Source organism: Streptomyces sp. NPDC050738, from assembly GCF_040654175.1.
In the GTDB taxonomy this organism is placed as follows: Bacteria; Actinomycetota; Actinomycetes; order Streptomycetales; family Streptomycetaceae; genus Streptomyces.
In genome coordinates this window covers 27,721-44,646 of record NZ_JBFAHN010000018.1, presented here as the reverse complement: position 1 = coordinate 44,646, position 16,926 = coordinate 27,721, and the positions used below count along the sequence as shown (strand labels likewise).

Sequence of the window (16,926 nt, the reverse complement as noted above, 5' to 3'; positions counted from 1 at the left end):
TCACTCGCCCAGCGACGGATAGTCCGTGTAGCCCTTCGCGTCGCCGCCGAAGAACGTCGCGGAGTCAGGGGTGTTGAAGGGGCCGCCCGCCTTCAGCCTTGCCGGCAGGTCCGGGTTGGCGAGGAAGAGTGCGCCGTACGAGATGAGGTCCGCGATGCCGTCGTCGACCACCTTGTGGTCGTCGGGGCCGGTGGCGCCCAGCACGTTGAGGACGAAGGTGCCGGAGAACTGCTTGCGCAGGGCGAGGGTCAGGTCGCGGATCTCGGCGTTCTCCAGGACGTGGAGGTAGGCCAGGCCCAGCGGTTCGATCTCCTTGACGAGCGCGGGGTAGAGCGTCTCGGCGTCTTCCAGCGGCTCGTCGATGTCGTTGTACGGGTTGGCCGGCGAGATGCGCAGCCCGGTCCGCTCCGCCCCGATCGCGGCGGCGACCGCCTTGACCGTCTCGACCGCGAAACGGATGCGGGCCTCGGCCGGACCGCCCCACGCGTCGGTGCGCAGGTTGGTGCCGGGTGCGAGGAACTGGTGGATCAAGTAGCCGTTGGCGCCGTGCAGTTCGACCCCGTCGAAGCCTGCGTCGATCGCGTTGCGGGCGGCGGCCGCGAAGTCGGCTATGGTCGCGCGGATCTCGGCGTCGGTCAGCTCGCGCGGCTCGACGAAGTCCTTGGCGCCCTCGTGGGTGAAGACCTGGCCCGCGGCCGTGACCGGGGATGCGCCGACCGGGCGCTCGCCCTCGGGCAGCAGGACCGGGTGGCCGATCCGTCCGGTGTGCATGATCTGGGCGAAGATCCGGCCGCCCTTGGTGTGCACCGCGTCCGTCACCTTCCGCCAGGAGGCGACCTGCTCGGGGCTGTGCAGGCCGGGGGTGAAGGGGTAGCCCTGGCCGAGCACCGACGGCTGGATGCCCTCGGTGATGATGAGGCCGGCCGAGGCGCGCTGGGCGTAGTACTCGGCGGTGAGGTCGGTGGCCGTACCGCCCTCGCCGGCGCGGCTGCGGGTCATGGGCGCCATGGCGATGCGGTTGGCGAGCTGCGTACCTGACAGGTCGATCGGATCGAACACGGTGGTCATGACTGCTCCAAAGAGGTTAAGCCGTTAAGTTGGTCGGCCAAGTAATCCGACGAGCACCACCATAGCGCATTACTTGGCCGACCAAGGTAATCTGTCGGCATGACTTCCGAAGCGTCCGCGGACCCCGTCTGTAGCGGCCTGCCCAGCGCCGCGCGCGGCGGCCCCGTCAGCCATCTCGTCTCCCGGGTCTCCCGCCTGCACCGCATCGCCGCGGGCCGGGCACTCAAGGAGGCGGGCCTCTATCCGGGGCAGGAGCTGCTGATGATGCATCTCTGGGACGCGGGTCCCGTGCGCCAGTCCGAGCTGATCAAGGCACTGGACGTGGACCCGTCCACCGTCACCAAGATGCTCCAGCGCCTGGAGCAGGCCGGCCATGTGCGCCGCTGCCCCGACCCGGACGACCGGCGGGCCGTCCTGGTCGAGGCGACGGACAAGAGCTGCGCTCTGCTGGGCGACGTCGAGCGCGCCTGGAGTTCACTGGAGGAGCTGACCCTCGTCGGCCTCGACGCCGGTGAGCGGGCCGACCTGGCCCGGCTGCTGAACAAGGTCGAGGAGAATCTCTGCACCGACCCCGCCAACTGCCCTGACCGGTAAGGGCTGTTCATCCCTCGATGATGTCCAGCGCCCGGTCCACGTCCTGCGACGTGTTGTAGAGGTGGAAGGCGGCGCGGAGGTTGCCCGCGCGGTCGGAGAGCTGGACGCCCGCCTTGCTCAGATCGCTCTGGCGTTGACCGAGGCCCGGCGCCGAGACGATCGCCGATCCGGGGGCCGCGATCACCGGGTGGCCCAGGCGGGCGAGTCCGGCGCGGAAGCGGTCGGCGAGTGCGGTGTTGTGCGCGTAGATCGCCTCGGGGCCGATCTCCTCGACGAGAGCGAGGGAGTGGCGGGCCCCGGCGTACGAGAACAGGCTCGGGCTCTCGTCGAACCGGCGGGCGGAGCGGGCGAGTTCGGCCACGGGTCCGTAGCAGGAGTCCCAGGGCTCCTCCCCCGCCACCCAGCCGGCGAAGACGGGGGTCAGAGCGCCGAGGTCTTCGGGTACGACGAAGAAGGTGATCCCGCGCGGGCAGGTGAGCCACTTGAACGCCACGGCGACCGTGTAGTCGTCCTGCGCCGCGGTCATCGGCAGCCAGCCCGCCGCCTGCGAGGCGTCGACGAGGGTGCGGGCGCCGTGGGCGCGGGCCGCGTCGCGGATCGAGGAGAGGTCGGCGATGCGGCCGTCGGCGGACTGGACCGCGCTGACCGCGACCAGGTCGGTGCCGGGGCGTACCGCCTCCGCGAGGGATTCCAGGGGCGCGGTGCGGACCTTGAGGTCGGCCCGTACGAAGAAGGGGTTGATGAGCGAGCTGAAGTCGTCGTCCGCCACCAGGACTTCGGCCCCTGCGGGCAGCGAGGTCGCGATCAGACCGGTGTATACGGCGACCGATGCTCCTGCCGCCACACGGGAGACGGGCACTCCGGCGAGGCGTGCGAAGACGGCGCGGGAGGCCTCGACGTCGGCGAACATGTCCGTCGGCAGACCGATGGACGCCGCCAGGGTCGCTTCGTGCATCGCGGTGACCGCGTCGAGGGGGAGCAGTCCGGTGCTTGCGGTGTTGAGATACGTCGTTCCGGGATTGAAGGCCGTGGGAGCGAGAGAATCCATGTCTCCACTCTGAGGCCCCGCCAACTCTTCGTCCATTGCGAATAATTGGCGGGGACCCCAAAGAAGCGCTTATGCGCCCGGCACCGCGCAGCCGTCGGGGCCGCAGACCTCGCCGTCGGCGCCGCTGATCGTCGCCAGCCGCGGCTTGGCGTCCCAGGCCTGGTTGAGCGCCTGGGTGAAGACCTCGGCGGGCTGGGCGCCGGAGAGCCCGAAGGCGCGGTCGAGGACGAAGAACGGCACCCCGTTGGCGCCGAGCTCGGCGGCCTCGCGCTCGTCGGTGCGTACGTCTTCGGCGTACGCGGACGGGTCGGCGAGGACGGCACGGGCGGCCTCCGCGTCGAGACCCGCCTCGACGGCGAGCTCCACCAGGCGCGCGTCGTCGTCGAAGACGGAGCGCTCGTCGGCGAAGTTCGCGCGGTAGAGGATGCCGATCAGCTCGTCCTGGCGGCCCTGCTCCTTGGCGAAGTGCAGCAGGCGGTGCATGTCGAAGGTGTTGCCGTGGTCACGGCCCTCGGTGAGGTAGTCGAGCCCCTCGGCGGCGGCGTTCGTGCCGAGGTTGTTCTCGGCCTCCTGGGCCTGCGCCTCGCTCATGCCGTACTTCTTGGCGAGCATCGGGATGACCAGACCCGAGTCCCCCTTGGCGCGGCTCGGGTCGAGCTCGAAGGAGCGGTGCACGACCTCGACCTGGTCGCGGTGCGGGAAGGCGCTGAGGGCCTTCTCGAAGCGTGCCTTGCCGACGTAGCACCAGGGGCACGCTATGTCGGACCAGATCTCGACGCGCATGTGGCTTCTTCTCTCCAAAGGGGCGATTTGTCTTCCGGGAGGGAGAACACCGCCCTTGATCCGGTCATTCCCCGGCGGGAACGGTGAACCGCATCGCGATGTGGTCGGAGTCCCGGCCCTCCGCGCTCCAGCCGTGGCGGGCGTAGAAGCGCTGGGCGCGGAGGTTGTGCTCGAACACCGTCAGCCGTACGTCGCCGATGCCGGCCTGCCGCCAGGCGGCGACGACGGCCGTGTGCAGCTCCGAGCCGACACCGCGGCCCCAGTGGGCGGGGTCGACGTGGAACTGGGTGAGGGTCATCGCCCCGTCGATCTCCCGGAAGGCTGCGACGGCGACGGCCCTTCCGCCGTCCTCGGCGCACAGGACCCCGCCGTCGGCGCGGGCGACGGCCTTGCACCAGCCTTCCTTCACCTGCGCGTGGATCTCCGGGGTCGCGTACTCGGACTCCGGTATGTGGCCTTCGTAGTACGTGGCGCGGGCTGCCGCGTGGAGGGCTGCGATGGTGTCGATGTCGGCGGGGAGCGCTGTACGGATCATGGAGTAGGTGACGCGTGCAGGTCAGCTCACGGTTGCAATGCGGCTGAAGGAGGCGCGATAGGCGGAGGGGGTCAGGCCCGTCTTCCGCAGGAGATGGGTGCGCAGGGAGTCGGCGGTGCCCAGGCCGCTGGAGCGGGCGATCGCGTCCATGGGGAGCGCCGTGGTCTCCAGGAGCTCGCGGGCCCGCTCGATGCGCTGGTGCAGCAGCCATTGCAGCGGTGAGACGCCGGTCTCCGCCCGGAAGCGCCGCGAGAGGGTGCGGACGGAGACGCCTGCGTGGCGGGCCAGGTCGGTGAGGGTGAGCGGTTCGTCGAGGTGGCGCATCGTCCAGGCGCGGGTGTCGGTGAAGGAGACGCCGCGCTCGGGCGGGAGCGGGGTCTCGGTGAACTGGGCCTGGCCACCGGGGCGTACGGGGGCGACGAGGGCGAGCCGGGCGACGGTGTTGGCGACGGCCGCTCCGTAGTCGCTGCGTACGAGGTGCAGGCAGAGGTCGATCCCGGCGGCGTATCCGGAGGCTGTGAGGATCTGTTCGTCCTGGACGTAGAGGACGTCGTCCTGGAGGTCGACAGCGGGGTAGCGCGCGCCGAATTCGCCCGCCATCTGCCAGTACGTGGTGGCCGTACGGCCGTCGAGCAGGCCCGCCTCGGCGAGGAGGAACGCACCGCTGCAGATCGAGGCGATCCGCTTGCCGTCGGCGGCGGCCCGGCGGACCGCGTCCACGGTGCGGGTGTCGAAGCGCTGGCGGATCCCGGCGCCCGCGATGATCACCGTGTCGGCTCCTGCGACGGCCTCCAGACCCTGGCGGACGTGGATGTCGAGGCCTCCGGTGGTGGCCACCGGGCCGGGGTCGGGGGCGCAGATGACGGTCTCGTAGCCGGGGCCGCCGTCCACCTCCACCTTGTCGAAGATCATCTCCGGGATCGCGAGATTGAACATCGAGACCGGCGGGGAGGCGACGACGACGATACGGCGACGTGTGAGGGACATGGCCAGAACCTCCGGACGTATGGCAATCGGGCCACTATTGCACGGCGGTCATGATCGGCAGGCTGGGGGCATGACAACGAAAGCCGCCGCATCCTCGTCCCGATCCGCTTCCTCCGGTGGGGAGTTGAACAGTCCCGGGCACGGATCCGCTCCTGGGCTGATGCTCGTCGCCGCGCTTCTCGGCTTCTTCCTGATCACCCTGGACGCGACCGCCGTGACGGTCGCGCTGCCCGCCATGGGCGCGGATCTGGGCGGCGGACTCTCCGGGCTGCAGTGGGTGGTCGACGGCTACACGCTGGCCTTCGCCGCGCTCATGCTCTCGACCGGGGCCCTGTCGGACCGGATCGGGGCCGGACGGGCGTACGGCATCGGGATCGCGCTGTTCACCCTTGCCTCGGCGGCGTGCGGCCTCGCGCCGGGGCTCGGGGTGCTGATCGGGTCGCGGGTGGTGCAGGGGGTCGCGGCCGCGGTGATGCTGCCGGCTTCGCTCGCTCTCGTACGCCGGGCGTACGGGGATCCGGTGGAGCGGGCCCGCGCGATCTCGCTCTGGGCGGCCGGGGCCTCTCTGGCCGTCGCGCTGGGCCCTGTGGCCGGTGGGGCGCTGACCTCGGCGTGGAGCTGGCGCGGGATCTTCTTCATCAATCTGCCGGCGGGGATCGCGGCGCTGGTGCTGCTGGCGCGGGCGCCCCGGTCCGAGCGGCGGCCCGCGCCGCTGGACGTGCCGGGGCAGGTGATGGCCGTGGTCATGCTCGGCTCGGTGACGTACGCGGTGATCGAGGGCGGAGTGGCCGGGGTGGTGGCGGGGATCGTCGCCGTGGGCGCGCTGATCGTGTTTCTCGTCGTCGAGTCGCGGCAGCCGCACCCTGTGGTGCCGCTGTCTCTCTTCCGGAATCGGACCGTGGCCGTCGCGGTGGCCGTCGGGGCGGCGAACAATGTCGCCTTTTATGGCGTGATCTTCGTGCTGAGTCTCTTCTTCCAGCAGGTGCGCGGGGGGTCGGCGCTGGGCGCCGGGCTGATGTTCCTGCCGATGACCGCGCTGATCCCGGTGGTGAACATCGCCTCGGGGAAGCTCGCGAGCCGGTACGGGTTCCGGGTGCCGATGCTGGCGGGGCAGCTGACGACCGTGGCGGGGCTGCTGGTGCTGCTGGCCGTGTCTGCTTCCACGCCGCTTTTGGTGGTGGCGGCGCTGATGATGCCGCTGGCCGTGGGGGTCGCGCTGACCGTTCCGCCGCTTACCGCTGCGATGCTCGACGCTGTGCCGGAGGAGCGGGCGGGGCTGGCGGCCGGGGTGCTGAACGCCGGGCGGCAGGTGGCGGGCGGGCTGGCCGTGGCGGCGTTCGGGGCGCTGGTCGCGGGGTCGGGTGGGTTCGCGTCCGGGATGCGGGAGGCCTTGGTGGTGAGTGCGGGGCTGCTGGCGCTGACGTCGGTGGCCACGGCGCGGCTGCGGGTGGCCGGGCGGGGGTGATTTCCCCACCCGGCCCGACATCAGCCGGTCACCCGCATCACGTGCCGTCGCGCAGGTCCTTCGGGGCGTACGCGCGGTACTCGATGTTGTCCCAGGTCACCGCGCAGCCCTCCCCCACCGGTGCTTGCGCCATGAAGCCGATCTGCGCCTTTGCCGCCGACTCCGCGTCGCCCAGTGCGAAGACGCGCACGAACGTCCAGTTCTCGCCGTCCTCCGACGCGTGGAAGGCGAATGCCTTGCCCGTACGGCTGATCCGGAGCCAGACCGTGTTGCCTTCCACCACCGAGGAGTTGACGTCGTCCGAGTGGCCGCGCGTCACCACCGTGCAGATCGTCGGGCGTTCCGGGGACAGTTCGAAGCAGAGCTTCGCCCACTCGCGGTCCGCGATGTGGAGGTAGAGCAGGCCCGCGTCGAACGCGCCCGCGAACTCCACCGTCACCCGGGCGAGGAGCTGGAAGTCGCCTGCCGGAGCCGTCCCCAGCAGCCGGGGCGCGTCCGACGCGGGGTCGAGTGCCTCCCCGGCCGGGGGGACGAAGCGGTCCTGGCGGGGGCCCGCCGTCACCGAGAGCGTTCCCTCGTCGTACGACCAGGGGGCCGAAGGGCCGAACTCCCGCAGCTCAAAGGGGAGTTCGGGGACCTGCGGCGTCACTCCGGGAGCCCGTTGATGCGGCGCGGGAGCGACAGGGGGTTGCCCTCGCGGAGCTCCGGCGGGAGGAGTGCCTCGGGGGTCGTCTGGTACGCGACCGGGCGCAGCCAGCGCTCGATCGCCGTGCCGCCGACCGACGTCGAGGTCGAGGTGGTCGCCGGGTAAGGGCCGCCGTGGTGCTGGGCGGGGGCCACCGCTACACCCGTGGGCCAGCCGTTGACCAGGACGCGGCCCGCGAGCGGCGTCAGTTCCGTGAGGAGCGCGGCGCCGTCGCCTTCGCCCGCCGCCTCCGACGTGGAGACCTGGAGCGTGGCCGTGAGGTTGCCGGGGAGGCGGGAGAGGACCGCGGTGACTTCGTCGGGGGACTCGTAGCGCGCCACGACCGTGACCGGGCCGAAGCACTCCTCCAGGAGGAGGTCGTGGTCGCCGTCGGCCGCCAGGAGCGACGCGGGGAGCGTCAGGAAGCCGGGGCTGACCGTGTGCTCGCCGCCCGCGCCGGGCGTCACCGGGGCCTCGACGCCGGTGAGTTCGGCCCGCTCCCGTACGCCCGCGATGAAGTTGTCGCGCATACGGTGGTCCAGGAGCACGCCCGCAGCGGTGGAACTGACCGCCGCTGTCAGCGACTTGACCAGTGCGTCACCCGCGTCTCCAGCGGGCGCCAGGACCAGGCCCGGCTTCACGCAGAACTGGCCGACGCCCAGCGTCATGGAGCCCGCGAGACCCGTGCCGATCTCCTCGGCACGCTCTGCCGCGGCCGCCTCGGTGATCACGACCGGGTTGAGCGAGCCGAGTTCGCCGTGGAAGGGGATCGGGGTGAGGCGGGCCGCGGCGGCGTCGAAGAGGGCGCGGCCGCCGCGTACGGATCCGGTGAAGCCCGCGGCGGAGACGAGGGGGTGCTTGACCAGTTCCACGCCTGCTTCGAAGCCGTGGACGACGGAGATGACGTCGGCCGGCAGGCCCACGCTCTCGGCCGCCCTGCGCAGCACCGACGCGCAGAGCTCGGACGTGGCCGGGTGGTCCGGGTGCGCCTTGACGACGACCGGGCAGCCCGCCGCGAGCGCGCTCGCGGTGTCGCCGCCGGGTACGGAGAAGGCGAGGGGGAAGTTGGAGGCCGAGTAGACCGCGACCACGCCGAGCGGGATCTTGAAGCGGCGCAGGTCCGGGATGGGCGGGGTCGCGCTCGCGTCGGCGTGGTCGATGCGGATGTCGAGGAAGGAACCCTCGGCGACCACGGCGGCGAAGGCGCGGAACTGGGCAGTGGTACGGGCCAGTTCGCCCGTCAGCCGGCCCGGGCCGAGTGCGGTCTCCGCGTCGGCCGCCTCGATGACGTGCTCGCCCGCCTCGTCGAGGAAGTCGGCGGCGGCCCGCAGGAAGGCGGCACGGACGCTGCGGTCGGCGAGGGATCCGCGTACCGCGTGCGCGGCGCGCACCGCCTCGTCCACCTCCTGAGCCGTTGCCTCCACCGCAACCTCTTCACGCGGCTTCCCGGTTCGGGGGTCGACACTCCAGACTGGTGTTGCTGCCACCGCGATCGTCCTTCCAGATCTACTGCCGTCCGCCAGAGTTGTTCGGTATTCTGAACAGCGTTCCTGGTGGTGAATACTCTGGAACTCTAATAACGGGCGTTCCGCCTTGACAAGAGGGGCAAGATCCAATGTCGGCTGCCGAGACAGGTGGGGCACAAGTCAAGTCCGCGGTGCGGACCGTGGAGCTCCTCGAATATTTCGCCGGGCGCCCCGGCCTGCACTCCCTCGCCGGCGTCCAGGAGGCGGTCGGCTACCCCAAGTCCAGCCTCTACATGCTGCTGCGCACTCTCGTGGAGCTCGGCTGGGTCGAGACGGACGCGACGGGCACGCGGTACGGCATCGGGGTGCGCGCCCTGCTGGTCGGCACCTCGTACATCGACGGCGACGAGGTCGTCGCGGCATCCCGGCCGACTCTCGACCGCCTGTCGGACGACACCACCGAGACCATCCACCTCGCCCGCCTCGACGGGACGAACGTCGTCTATCTCGCCACCCGGCAGTCGCAGCACTACCTGCGCCCCTTCACCCGCGTCGGCCGCCGGCTGCCCGCGCACTCCACCTCGCTCGGCAAGGCGCTGCTCGCCACCCACAGCGACGAGCAGGTCCGCAAGATGCTCCCCGAGACCATGCCGCAGCTGACCGAGCACACCATCACGGACCGCGAGAAGCTCATCGAGGAGCTGCACCTGATCCGCGAGCAGGGGTACGCGGTCGACCGCGAGGAGAACACCCTGGGCCTGCGCTGCTTCGGTGTCGCCATCCCGTACCGCACTCCGGCGCGCGACGCGATCAGCTGCTCGGTGCCCGTCGCCCGGCTCACCCCCGCCCATGAGCAGATGGTCAAGGACGCGCTCTTCGACGCCCGCGACCGGCTGACCCTCGCCACTCGTAGGCTCTGAGCCCATGAGTGCCATCGAGATAACGCTGCGCGAGGTCGAGGACGCCGATCTTCCCTTCTTCTACGGGCACATGAGCGATCCCGAGTCGAACCGGATCGCCGCCTTCACCAGCAAGGACCCCACCGACCGGGCCGCCTTCGACGTCCACTGGGCCAAGATCCGCGCCGACGAGGCCAACGTGATCAGGACCGTGCTCGCCGACGGTGCGGTCGTCGGGCACACCTCGGTGTACGGCCCTCCCGGCGAACGCGAGGTCACGTACTTCATCGACCGCGCCCACTGGGGCAAGGGAATCGCCACCGCCGCCCTGGCCGGGCTCCTGGAGATCGTGACGGAGCGCCCGCTGCTCGCCCACGCGGCCGCCGACAACACCGGCTCGCGGCGGGTCCTGGAGAAGTGCGGCTTCGTGATCACCGGTCATGAGCGCGGCTTCGCCAACTTCCGCGGCGAAGAGATCGACGAGGTCGTGCTCGCCCTGCCGGAGTAGCAAGGCGGACGAGGCCCGTCTCCGCCGCGCGGCGGAGACGGATCGTCGCAGCGCAGGACGCCGGGGAGCGGGCGGTCCTGGAGCGTGGGTGTCATGACACGGACACCGCTCGCTCCGGCCCCCGCCCCCGCCCTTCCCGCGGGCGCACCGCTCCGTACGTATCAGCGCATCGTGCGGGCCGTGGCGATCGCCGCATGCCTGCCCTATCTCGCGCTCAAGGTCGCCTGGATCTCCGGAAGCGTCGTCGGCATTCCGGAGGGCAGCGATCTGCGCCACCCGGACACCTCCCTCGTCGTCGCCAACATCGTCTCGGTGACGCTCGACGCGACTCTCGTCCTGCTCGTGCTGCTGCTGACCATGGACTGGGGGCTGCGGGTCAGGTCCTGGCTGCTGACCGTCCCGGTCTTCGTCGCGACCGGACTCCTCGGCCCGATCGTCCTCGGCTTCCCCGTGCAGGTCGTGACGCGCGCCCTGGGCGGCGGCGGAGGCGCGGAGCACCGCGCGGCGCGCACCCCGTTCCTCGCCGACTGGGTCTTCACCGTCGTCTACACCGGGTTCATCGTGCAGGCCGCCGCCCTGGCCGTGCTCTTCGTCCCGTACGCGATCCGGCGCTGGGGTCACCTGTGGCGCGGCGGCGCGGCCGCGCCGATGACGGCGCCCTACCGGATCACGGCCGCCGGCGGCGCCCTGGCCGCCCTGGTCGCGGCCGCGACGAACCTCTACTGGGCGTGCGGCGGGACCCGCGGCCTGAACGCGGGGCGGATCGCCGAGCTCGACAGCGACGCCTACAGCCTCAACGCGGTCTACGTCGTGCTCGCCGTGGCCGCGGCCACCGGCCTGCTCGCCCTCGCCTTCCGCCCCTCCCACCGGCGCACCGCGCTCGCCCTCGCCTGGACCGGGTGCGCGGCCATGGGCTGCTGGGGCGGCTGGATCGCGCTCGCCTCGCTGAGTCCCGGCCATGACCCGGTCGATCGCCAGACGGGCTTCATGTACCTGATCTACGCTTGCGAGATGATCGTCGGCGCGCTCGGGGCAGTCGTGCTCACCCGCTTCCTCACCGCCCGCCGGGCCGCGTGAAGCGGCTTCTCGGGGCGCGGGCGCGGCTGCGCTGGGTCCATCTGATCCTGGGCGGCGCCCTGCTCATGCCGTACTTCCTCGTCGGCTCGGTGATCGTGGGCGGTATCGCCCAGGACGGCTCCGCCCTCATCTCCCTCCCTCTCCAACTGGCCACCTTCGCCCTGGCGTTGCCGCTGGCCGCGGTGACCGCTCTGCTGCCGCTGGTGCGCCCGCTGTCGGTCTTCGCCGTACGGGCGCTGTGCGGGATCGACGGCGAACCGCTGGCGGACGGGCCTGCCAGGACGCGGGCGGCCCGGGTGCGCACGGCGGGCTGGTTCACCCTGCATCTGGGGGTCGGCGGGGTGCTCAGCGGGGCGACGCTCGCGCTTCCGCCGTTCGCCGTGCTGCTGGTCGCGCTGCCGTTCTCGGACACGCTGCGCACCTCGCGGTACGGGGTGCGCCAACTCTTCGACGGCTGGGGGGTGTTGCTGGCCCCTCCGGCGGGCGTGGCCATGCTCCTCGCGCTGGCGCTGTGCGCCGCAGGAGCCGGCCGGCTGCTGGCCCGCTCGGCGCCCGTACTCCTCGGTCCCACGCCGTCGGACCGGCTGGCCGCCGCCGAGAAACGGGCGGCGGATCTGGCCGTACGCAACCGCCTCGCACGGGAGTTGCACGACTCGGTGGGTCATGCGCTCAGTGCGGTGACGCTGCAGGCGGGTGCGGCGCGCAGGGTCCTGGAGACGGATGTGGAGTTCGTGCGGGAGGCGCTCACGGCGATCGAGGAGACGACCCGGCGCACGGTGGGTGAACTCGACGCGGTGCTCGGCCTGTTGAGGGAGGGCGAGGTGGACGGGACGACGGGCCCGACGCTGGAGGGGCTCGACGGTCTGCTGTCCCACTGCGGTGTCCGGGTGAGCTGCACGGTGACGGGCGATACGGCCGCGGTCGCCGCCCCCGTCTCCCGGGAGGCGTACCGCATCGTGCAGGAAGGGCTGAGCAACGCGCTGCGGCACGGCGGCGGTTCGCCGGTGGAGCTGACGGTCACGGTACGGGAGCGGACGATGGAGATCACGATGGACAATCCGCTCCCCGGGCAGCCCCCGGTGGTACGTCCCGGAGGCGGCCGGGGCCTGCGCGGCATCGCCGAGCGGGCGGCGCTGCTCGGCGGCCGGGCGGTCGCGGGCCCGCACGACGGGCACTGGCGGCTGACCGTGGAGCTGCCCCGATGACCCCCGCTAAGGCCACGCGCGTCGTCCTCGCCGACGACGAGCGCATGGTCCGCACCGCGCTGCGCGTCATCCTCGACGCCGAGCCCGATCTGGAGGTCGTGGGCGAGGCGGCGACCGGCGCGGAGGCGGTCTCGGTGGTCCGCTCGCTGCTTCCCGACGTGGTCCTGATGGATGTGCGGATGCCCGGGATCGACGGCATCCGCGCCACCGAGCAGATCCTCGCCACCCTCGCCGAGCCGCCGCGCATCGTCGTGGTCACGACCTTCGAGAACGACGCGTACGTGTACGACGCGCTGCGCGCGGGGGCGTCGGGATTCCTGCTGAAGCGGGCCGCGGCGGAGGACCTGGTCCAGGCGGTCCGCCTGGTCGCGCGCAGCGACTCGTTGCTCTTCCCCGCCGCCGTACGCGAGCTGGCCTCGCTCCACCACTCCGCGAGGCCCGCTCCCCCGGCCTGGGCGGCCAGGCTCACCGACCGCGAGGCCGAGGTGCTCCGGCAGATGGCGACCGGGCTCACCAACGCCGAGATCGCGGCGCGTCTGGAGGTCGGCCCGGCGACGGTCAAATCCCATGTGGCGGCGGTGCTGGCGAAGACCGGAACGAGGGACCGCACACAGGCAGTGATCGCCGCGTACGAATCCGGGTTCATTCACCCCAAATGAGAGATTTCTGAGAAACCCCGGAACACGGAACGCCACGGTCCTGCCCGCTCGTCCCTCTGAGTGGGATGAACAAGACGATCAGGCGCGCCTCCGCCTTCTGTCTGCTGCTGGTCCTCGCCCTGCTGGGGCGGGCGACCTATGTGCAGTTCTACAAAGGCGAGGCCCTCGCAGACGACAAGCTCAACCGGCGGACCACCATCGCGCAGTACGCGAACCCGCTCGGGGACATCATCGTGGCCGGATCGCCGGTCACCGGATCGAAGAGGACGGACAGCGGCGATCTCAAGTACAAGCGCACCTACACCGACGGCAAGCTCTACTCGGCGGTCACCGGTTTCAGCTCACAGGTGTACGGGGCGACCCAGCTCGAAGGCATCTACGGCAAGGACCTGTCCGGCACCGACACCAGGCTGAAGAACCCGGTCGACGCCCTCACCGGCAAGGCGACCGACCCGGGCGATGTGCTGACGACGATCGACCCGGCCGTGCAGAAGGCCGCGTACCACGCACTCGGCACCACGAAGGGCGCGGCGGTCGCGATCGACCCGAAGACCGGCGCGATCCTCGGCATGGTCTCCACGCCCTCCTACGATCCGTCCACGATCAGCGGCTCCACCGACGGCACCGCCTGGGAGAAGCTGACCACCGACAAGAACCAGCCGATGCTCAACCGGGCCCTGCGCCAGGCGCTGCCGCCCGGTTCGACCTTCAAGCTGGTGGTGGCAGCGGCGGCGCTGGAGGACGGCCTGTACTCCTCGGCCGACGAGAGGACGACCAGCCCGAACCCCTACACGCTGCCCGGCACCTCCACCGTCCTGAAGAACGAGAACGCGTCGGCGCCCTGCGAGAACGCCTCGATCCGCACCGCGCTGCAGTACTCCTGCAACAACGTCTTCGCGAAGATGGCGGTCGACCTGGGCCAGTCCAAGGTCAAGGCGATGGCGGAGAAGTTCGGCTTCAACACGGAGAAGCTGGACATTCCGGTGCGGGCGGCGGAGAGCGTGTACCCGACCACGGAGTACAAGTCGCAGACCGCGCTGACGGGCATCGGCCAGTTCGACGTGACGGCCACCCCGCTGCAGATGTCGATGGTCTCGGCGGCGATCGCCAACGACGGCGTGCTGGTCACCCCGCACATGGTCTCCAAGGTCACGGACGCGCACGGCGACACGGTCCAGTCGTACGAGAACCCGTCCTCCAGCAAGGTCGTCTCCTCGTCCACGGCGCAGGAGCTGCAGAGCGCGATGCAGACCGTCGTGAACGAGGGCACCGGGACCAACGCGAAGATCAGCGGCGTCGAGGTGGGCGGCAAGACGGGCACGGCGCAGCACGGCGAGAACAACAGCAAGACGCCGTACGCCTGGTTCACCTCGTACGCCAAGGACTCGAGCACCGGCAAGGAGGTGGCCGTCGCCGTCCTCATCGAGGACTCGGGCGCGGCGCGCTCCGAGGTCAGCGGGAACGGTCTGGCGGCCCCGATCGCGCAGAAGATGATGAAGGCGGCGCTCGGTTCGTCATAAAGGGGACATGACGGAATGGGGATGCCGAGGGGCGCGAACAGAGATGTTCGCGCCCTTCGCGTGCGCTGGTACGCTCTCGCATCTCGCTTCGGCGGGACCGCAGGGGGGCGGGCCGCATTCACAGCTTTCGTACAGGGAGAGTTCCCCCGTGGGCACAGCCGTCGACGACGCCGCTGCCGCCGAGTTCCATGCTTTTTTCGAGGCCCACTACGCCGAACTCGCCCGGCTCGCGCACCTGTTGACCGGCGAGGCGGATGCGGCCGACGACCTGGCCGCCGATGCGCTCCTCGCACTCTGGCACCGCTGGGACCGTGTCCGCGCCGCCGATCATCCGGTGGCGTACGCCCGTGGGGTGGTCAGCAATATGGCCCGCACCCGGATCAGGAGTGCGGTGCGCGAGAGGCGGCGCATCACGCTCTTCTGGTCGCAGCGCGACGAAAGCGCCGACGACCCGGACATATCGGCCGTGGTCGATGTGCAGGACGCGCTGCGGCAACTGCCGTTCCGCAAGCGGGCCTGCGTCGTTCTGCGGCACGCCTTCGACCTGTCCGAGCGCGACACCGCGCAGGCACTGGGCATCTCGGTGGGTACGGTCAAGAGCCAGACTTCCAAGGGTATGGCCGAACTCGGCCGGATCCTCGGCACACAGCAGGCCCCGGTGCGCATCCGCGCCGCGGTGGCCACGGAACGCAGCGGAGGGAGGAACTGATGGCGGACGAGTTGGAGAAGCAGCTCAAGGAAGCAGCCGGGGCGCACCGTCCCGACCGCGAGCGGATGCTGGCGCGGGTGGAGCGCGGCATGTTCGAGCCAGAACCCGCCGCACCGCACCGGCACCAACGCTCGCGCGGTCTCGGCCCCTGGCTGCGGGCCGTGGGGGCGACCGCCGTGGTCGCCGGTGTGTGCGCGGCGGGCGGGTACGCCGTCGCCTCGGCGGTCCAGGACGACGGGCCGCAGCAGACCGTGGCCACCAGCCCGACGCCGGAGGAGTCCACGACCACCGCGTCGCCCTCCCCCACGGCGAGTTCCAGCACCCGGCCCTCGCACCACGTGGTGCCGCCCGCGAAGCCGCCGCACAGCCCGAAGGGCACCGCGCACTCCTCGCCGCCGGCCTCCCCGCCGGTCTCGGCGCTGCCTTCGGCGCCCGCAGGGACACTGCTGGCCGACGGGTCGATCGACCCCGAATCGACCGCGTACTGGGCGCAGTCCAACATCACCTTCAAGAACCGCACCCCGCTGGATGCCCTCACCGTCGAACTGCGTGTCGCGCTGACCGACGGCGTGGCCGACACCGGCAACTGGCGCGATCTGCCCGTGGAGGACTTCACCGTCTCGGTGCAGGAAGAGGGCCACTTCCTCGTCTACCGCTGGACGTTGAAGGCGGGTCGTACGGTCCCTGCCGGACAGCATGTCTTCGCGGGCCAGTACAACCACGCCCAGGGCGGCCGCGACGCCAAGGACGACACGTACACGGTCCAGGGCACGGCGTCGGGGAAGCGGGCCGAGGTCCAGGGCGACTTCGCGTGAAGATTCCCCTCCGGGGCGGCAACCCATCCTGATGCGGCGGCGACCAATGAGCGCAAGCTCTCGCCCCCACGCAAGGAATGGGAACCATGAGTCGACACAAGCGGCGCCTCACACGCCGCCGCACAGCTGCCGCCCTGGCCACCGCAGTCGGCCTGACCGGAGCGGCGGTCTTCACCAGCGTCTCGCTGTCGTCCGCGGGTGCCGCAAGCGCCTGGCCTACGGCGAAGGGCAGCCAGTCGGTGTCCTCGACCATCTCGGTCTCGGGGACGTACGACGGCGGGTACAAGCGCTTCACCGGCGCCGGCGACCTCGGCGGCAGCGGCCAGGAGGAGGGGCAGGACCCGATCTTCAACCTGAAGGACGGGGCGGTCCTCAAGAACGTCATCATCGGCTCCCCGGCCGCCGACGGCGTGCACTGTGCGGGGAGTTGCACCCTGCAGAACGTCTGGTGGGAGGACGTCGGCGAGGACGCGGCCACCTTCAAGGGCACCTCCGCCTCCTCCGTCTACACGGTGTACGGCGGCGGGGCCAGGAGCGCCACCGACAAGACGTTCCAGTTCAACGGAGCGGGCAAGCTCGTCATCACCAAGTTCCAGCTGTCCAACTTCGGCAAGCTGGTGCGCAGTTGCGGCAACTGCTCCAAGCAGTACAAGCGCACGATCATCGTGAACGACGTGGACATCACCGCGCCCGGCAAGACGATCGCCGGCATCAACACCAACTACGGCGACACGGTCGCGCTGCGCAACATCCGTATCCACGGCGACAGCAGCAAGAAGATCAAGATCTGCGCCCGCTTCACGGGCAACAGCACGGGCGCCGAGCCGAAGGAGACCGGCAGCGGCCCCGACGGCACGTACTGCAGGTACACCGCCTCGGACATCAGTTACGAGTAGGGGGCGG

General features: G+C 71.0%; 18 protein-coding genes. 11 read left to right on the top strand and 7 right to left on the bottom strand.

The genetic code is table 11. The features are described from left to right. Nucleotides 1-1,068 carry an alkene reductase gene (locus tag AB0H78_RS32800; RefSeq protein WP_363238374.1) on the bottom strand — a complete coding sequence of 356 codons (1,068 nt, stop codon included), beginning with the start codon at nucleotides 1,066-1,068 and terminating at the stop codon, nucleotides 1-3. 99 nt (nucleotides 1,069-1,167) lie between these two features. Between AB0H78_RS32800 and AB0H78_RS32795 the strand changes: the two genes are divergently transcribed. Continuing rightward, nucleotides 1,168-1,662 carry a MarR family winged helix-turn-helix transcriptional regulator gene (locus AB0H78_RS32795; protein WP_363238373.1) on the top strand — a complete coding sequence of 165 codons (495 nt, stop codon included), beginning with the start codon at nucleotides 1,168-1,170 and terminating at the stop codon, nucleotides 1,660-1,662. A 7-nt stretch (nucleotides 1,663-1,669) separates the two neighbouring features. On the opposite strand, the gene AB0H78_RS32790 is transcribed toward AB0H78_RS32795, so the two are convergent. From AB0H78_RS32790 to AB0H78_RS32775, 4 genes are all read right to left on the bottom strand, one after another. After that, the gene (locus tag AB0H78_RS32790; protein ID WP_363238372.1) at nucleotides 1,670-2,746 is read right to left on the bottom strand and encodes an aminotransferase class V-fold PLP-dependent enzyme; all 1,077 of its coding nucleotides are present in this window, start codon (nucleotides 2,744-2,746) and stop codon (nucleotides 1,670-1,672) included. Between the two features lie 33 nt (nucleotides 2,747-2,779). Then, nucleotides 2,780-3,493: a DsbA family oxidoreductase gene (locus AB0H78_RS32785; protein ID WP_363238371.1), complete on the bottom strand. Its 714-nt coding sequence runs from the start codon at nucleotides 3,491-3,493 to the stop codon at nucleotides 2,780-2,782. A 64-nt stretch (nucleotides 3,494-3,557) separates the two neighbouring features. Next, on the bottom strand, nucleotides 3,558-4,028 hold the full coding sequence (locus tag AB0H78_RS32780) for a GNAT family N-acetyltransferase (protein WP_363238370.1): 471 nt from the start codon (nucleotides 4,026-4,028) through the stop codon (nucleotides 3,558-3,560). A gap of 21 nt (nucleotides 4,029-4,049) precedes the next feature. Beyond that, nucleotides 4,050-5,015 carry a helix-turn-helix domain-containing protein gene (locus AB0H78_RS32775; RefSeq protein ID WP_363238369.1) on the bottom strand — a complete coding sequence of 322 codons (966 nt, stop codon included), beginning with the start codon at nucleotides 5,013-5,015 and terminating at the stop codon, nucleotides 4,050-4,052. Between the two features lie 70 nt (nucleotides 5,016-5,085). Between AB0H78_RS32775 and AB0H78_RS32770 the strand changes: the two genes are divergently transcribed. Further along, nucleotides 5,086-6,480: an MFS transporter gene (locus AB0H78_RS32770; protein ID WP_363238368.1), complete on the top strand. Its 1,395-nt coding sequence runs from the start codon at nucleotides 5,086-5,088 to the stop codon at nucleotides 6,478-6,480. A gap of 37 nt (nucleotides 6,481-6,517) precedes the next feature. Here the strand turns inward: AB0H78_RS32770 and AB0H78_RS32765 are convergent, their stop codons facing one another. Then, the gene (locus AB0H78_RS32765; protein ID WP_363238367.1) at nucleotides 6,518-7,129 is read right to left on the bottom strand and encodes a DUF1349 domain-containing protein; all 612 of its coding nucleotides are present in this window, start codon (nucleotides 7,127-7,129) and stop codon (nucleotides 6,518-6,520) included. Then, the gene (locus AB0H78_RS32760) at nucleotides 7,126-8,652 is read right to left on the bottom strand and encodes an aldehyde dehydrogenase (NADP(+)) (protein WP_363238366.1); all 1,527 of its coding nucleotides are present in this window, start codon (nucleotides 8,650-8,652) and stop codon (nucleotides 7,126-7,128) included. The genes AB0H78_RS32765 and AB0H78_RS32760 overlap by 4 nt, the downstream gene beginning before the upstream one ends. A gap of 128 nt (nucleotides 8,653-8,780) precedes the next feature. Here AB0H78_RS32760 and AB0H78_RS32755 point away from each other — a divergent pair, with 128 nt between their 5' ends. The 9 genes from AB0H78_RS32755 (at nucleotide 8,781) to AB0H78_RS32715 (ending at nucleotide 16,919) form a co-directional block, all read left to right on the top strand. Next, nucleotides 8,781-9,551, top strand: coding sequence for an IclR family transcriptional regulator (locus tag AB0H78_RS32755; RefSeq protein ID WP_363238365.1), 771 nt, complete (start codon nucleotides 8,781-8,783; stop codon nucleotides 9,549-9,551). 4 nt (nucleotides 9,552-9,555) lie between these two features. Next, nucleotides 9,556-10,038, top strand: a complete 483-nt coding sequence (locus AB0H78_RS32750) for a GNAT family N-acetyltransferase (protein ID WP_363238363.1) — start codon at nucleotides 9,556-9,558, stop codon at nucleotides 10,036-10,038. 93 nt (nucleotides 10,039-10,131) lie between these two features. Continuing rightward, nucleotides 10,132-11,115 (top strand): hypothetical protein, encoded by a 984-nt coding sequence (locus AB0H78_RS32745; protein ID WP_363238362.1) that lies wholly within the window; start codon nucleotides 10,132-10,134, stop codon nucleotides 11,113-11,115. After that, nucleotides 11,112-12,320, top strand: coding sequence for a histidine kinase (locus AB0H78_RS32740; RefSeq protein ID WP_363238361.1), 1,209 nt, complete (start codon nucleotides 11,112-11,114; stop codon nucleotides 12,318-12,320). The genes AB0H78_RS32745 and AB0H78_RS32740 overlap by 4 nt, the downstream gene beginning before the upstream one ends. Next, complete coding sequence (locus AB0H78_RS32735; RefSeq protein ID WP_363238360.1) at nucleotides 12,317-12,979, top strand: response regulator transcription factor; 663 nt, start codon at nucleotides 12,317-12,319, stop codon at nucleotides 12,977-12,979. The genes AB0H78_RS32740 and AB0H78_RS32735 overlap by 4 nt, the downstream gene beginning before the upstream one ends. A gap of 65 nt (nucleotides 12,980-13,044) precedes the next feature. Continuing rightward, nucleotides 13,045-14,499: a penicillin-binding transpeptidase domain-containing protein gene (locus AB0H78_RS32730; RefSeq protein WP_363238358.1), complete on the top strand. Its 1,455-nt coding sequence runs from the start codon at nucleotides 13,045-13,047 to the stop codon at nucleotides 14,497-14,499. A gap of 148 nt (nucleotides 14,500-14,647) precedes the next feature. Next, nucleotides 14,648-15,208, top strand: coding sequence for a SigE family RNA polymerase sigma factor (locus AB0H78_RS32725; protein ID WP_363238357.1), 561 nt, complete (start codon nucleotides 14,648-14,650; stop codon nucleotides 15,206-15,208). Next, nucleotides 15,208-16,023, top strand: a complete 816-nt coding sequence (locus AB0H78_RS32720) for a hypothetical protein (RefSeq protein ID WP_363238356.1) — start codon at nucleotides 15,208-15,210, stop codon at nucleotides 16,021-16,023. Before AB0H78_RS32725 ends, AB0H78_RS32720 begins: the two co-directional genes overlap by 1 nt. Nucleotides 16,024-16,109: 86 nt before the next feature. Then, nucleotides 16,110-16,919, top strand: coding sequence for a pectate lyase (locus AB0H78_RS32715; protein ID WP_363238355.1), 810 nt, complete (start codon nucleotides 16,110-16,112; stop codon nucleotides 16,917-16,919). Nucleotides 16,920-16,926: the final 7 nt, after the last annotated feature.

Excerpts from the sequence above, each read along its gene's own strand:
- AB0H78_RS32785 (WP_363238371.1), bottom strand. The coding sequence starts at position 3,493 with ATGCGCGTCGAGATCTGGTCCGACATAGCGTGCCCCTGGTGCTACGTC.
- AB0H78_RS32715 (WP_363238355.1), top strand. The coding sequence starts at position 16,110 with ATGAGTCGACACAAGCGGCGCCTCACACGCCGCCGCACAGCTGCCGCC.
- AB0H78_RS32775 (WP_363238369.1), bottom strand. The coding sequence starts at position 5,015 with ATGTCCCTCACACGTCGCCGTATCGTCGTCGTCGCCTCCCCGCCGGTC.
- AB0H78_RS32800 (WP_363238374.1), bottom strand. The coding sequence starts at position 1,068 with ATGACCACCGTGTTCGATCCGATCGACCTGTCAGGTACGCAGCTCGCC.
- AB0H78_RS32730 (WP_363238358.1), top strand. The coding sequence starts at position 13,045 with ATGAACAAGACGATCAGGCGCGCCTCCGCCTTCTGTCTGCTGCTGGTC.
- AB0H78_RS32795 (WP_363238373.1), top strand. The coding sequence starts at position 1,168 with ATGACTTCCGAAGCGTCCGCGGACCCCGTCTGTAGCGGCCTGCCCAGC.
- AB0H78_RS32770 (WP_363238368.1), top strand. The coding sequence starts at position 5,086 with ATGACAACGAAAGCCGCCGCATCCTCGTCCCGATCCGCTTCCTCCGGT.
- AB0H78_RS32720 (WP_363238356.1), top strand. The coding sequence starts at position 15,208 with ATGGCGGACGAGTTGGAGAAGCAGCTCAAGGAAGCAGCCGGGGCGCAC.
- AB0H78_RS32750 (WP_363238363.1), top strand. The coding sequence starts at position 9,556 with ATGAGTGCCATCGAGATAACGCTGCGCGAGGTCGAGGACGCCGATCTT.
- AB0H78_RS32780 (WP_363238370.1), bottom strand. The coding sequence starts at position 4,028 with ATGATCCGTACAGCGCTCCCCGCCGACATCGACACCATCGCAGCCCTC.
- AB0H78_RS32790 (WP_363238372.1), bottom strand. The coding sequence starts at position 2,746 with ATGGACGAAGAGTTGGCGGGGCCTCAGAGTGGAGACATGGATTCTCTC.
- AB0H78_RS32755 (WP_363238365.1), top strand. The coding sequence starts at position 8,781 with ATGTCGGCTGCCGAGACAGGTGGGGCACAAGTCAAGTCCGCGGTGCGG.
- AB0H78_RS32735 (WP_363238360.1), top strand. The coding sequence starts at position 12,317 with ATGACCCCCGCTAAGGCCACGCGCGTCGTCCTCGCCGACGACGAGCGC.
- AB0H78_RS32745 (WP_363238362.1), top strand. The coding sequence starts at position 10,132 with ATGACACGGACACCGCTCGCTCCGGCCCCCGCCCCCGCCCTTCCCGCG.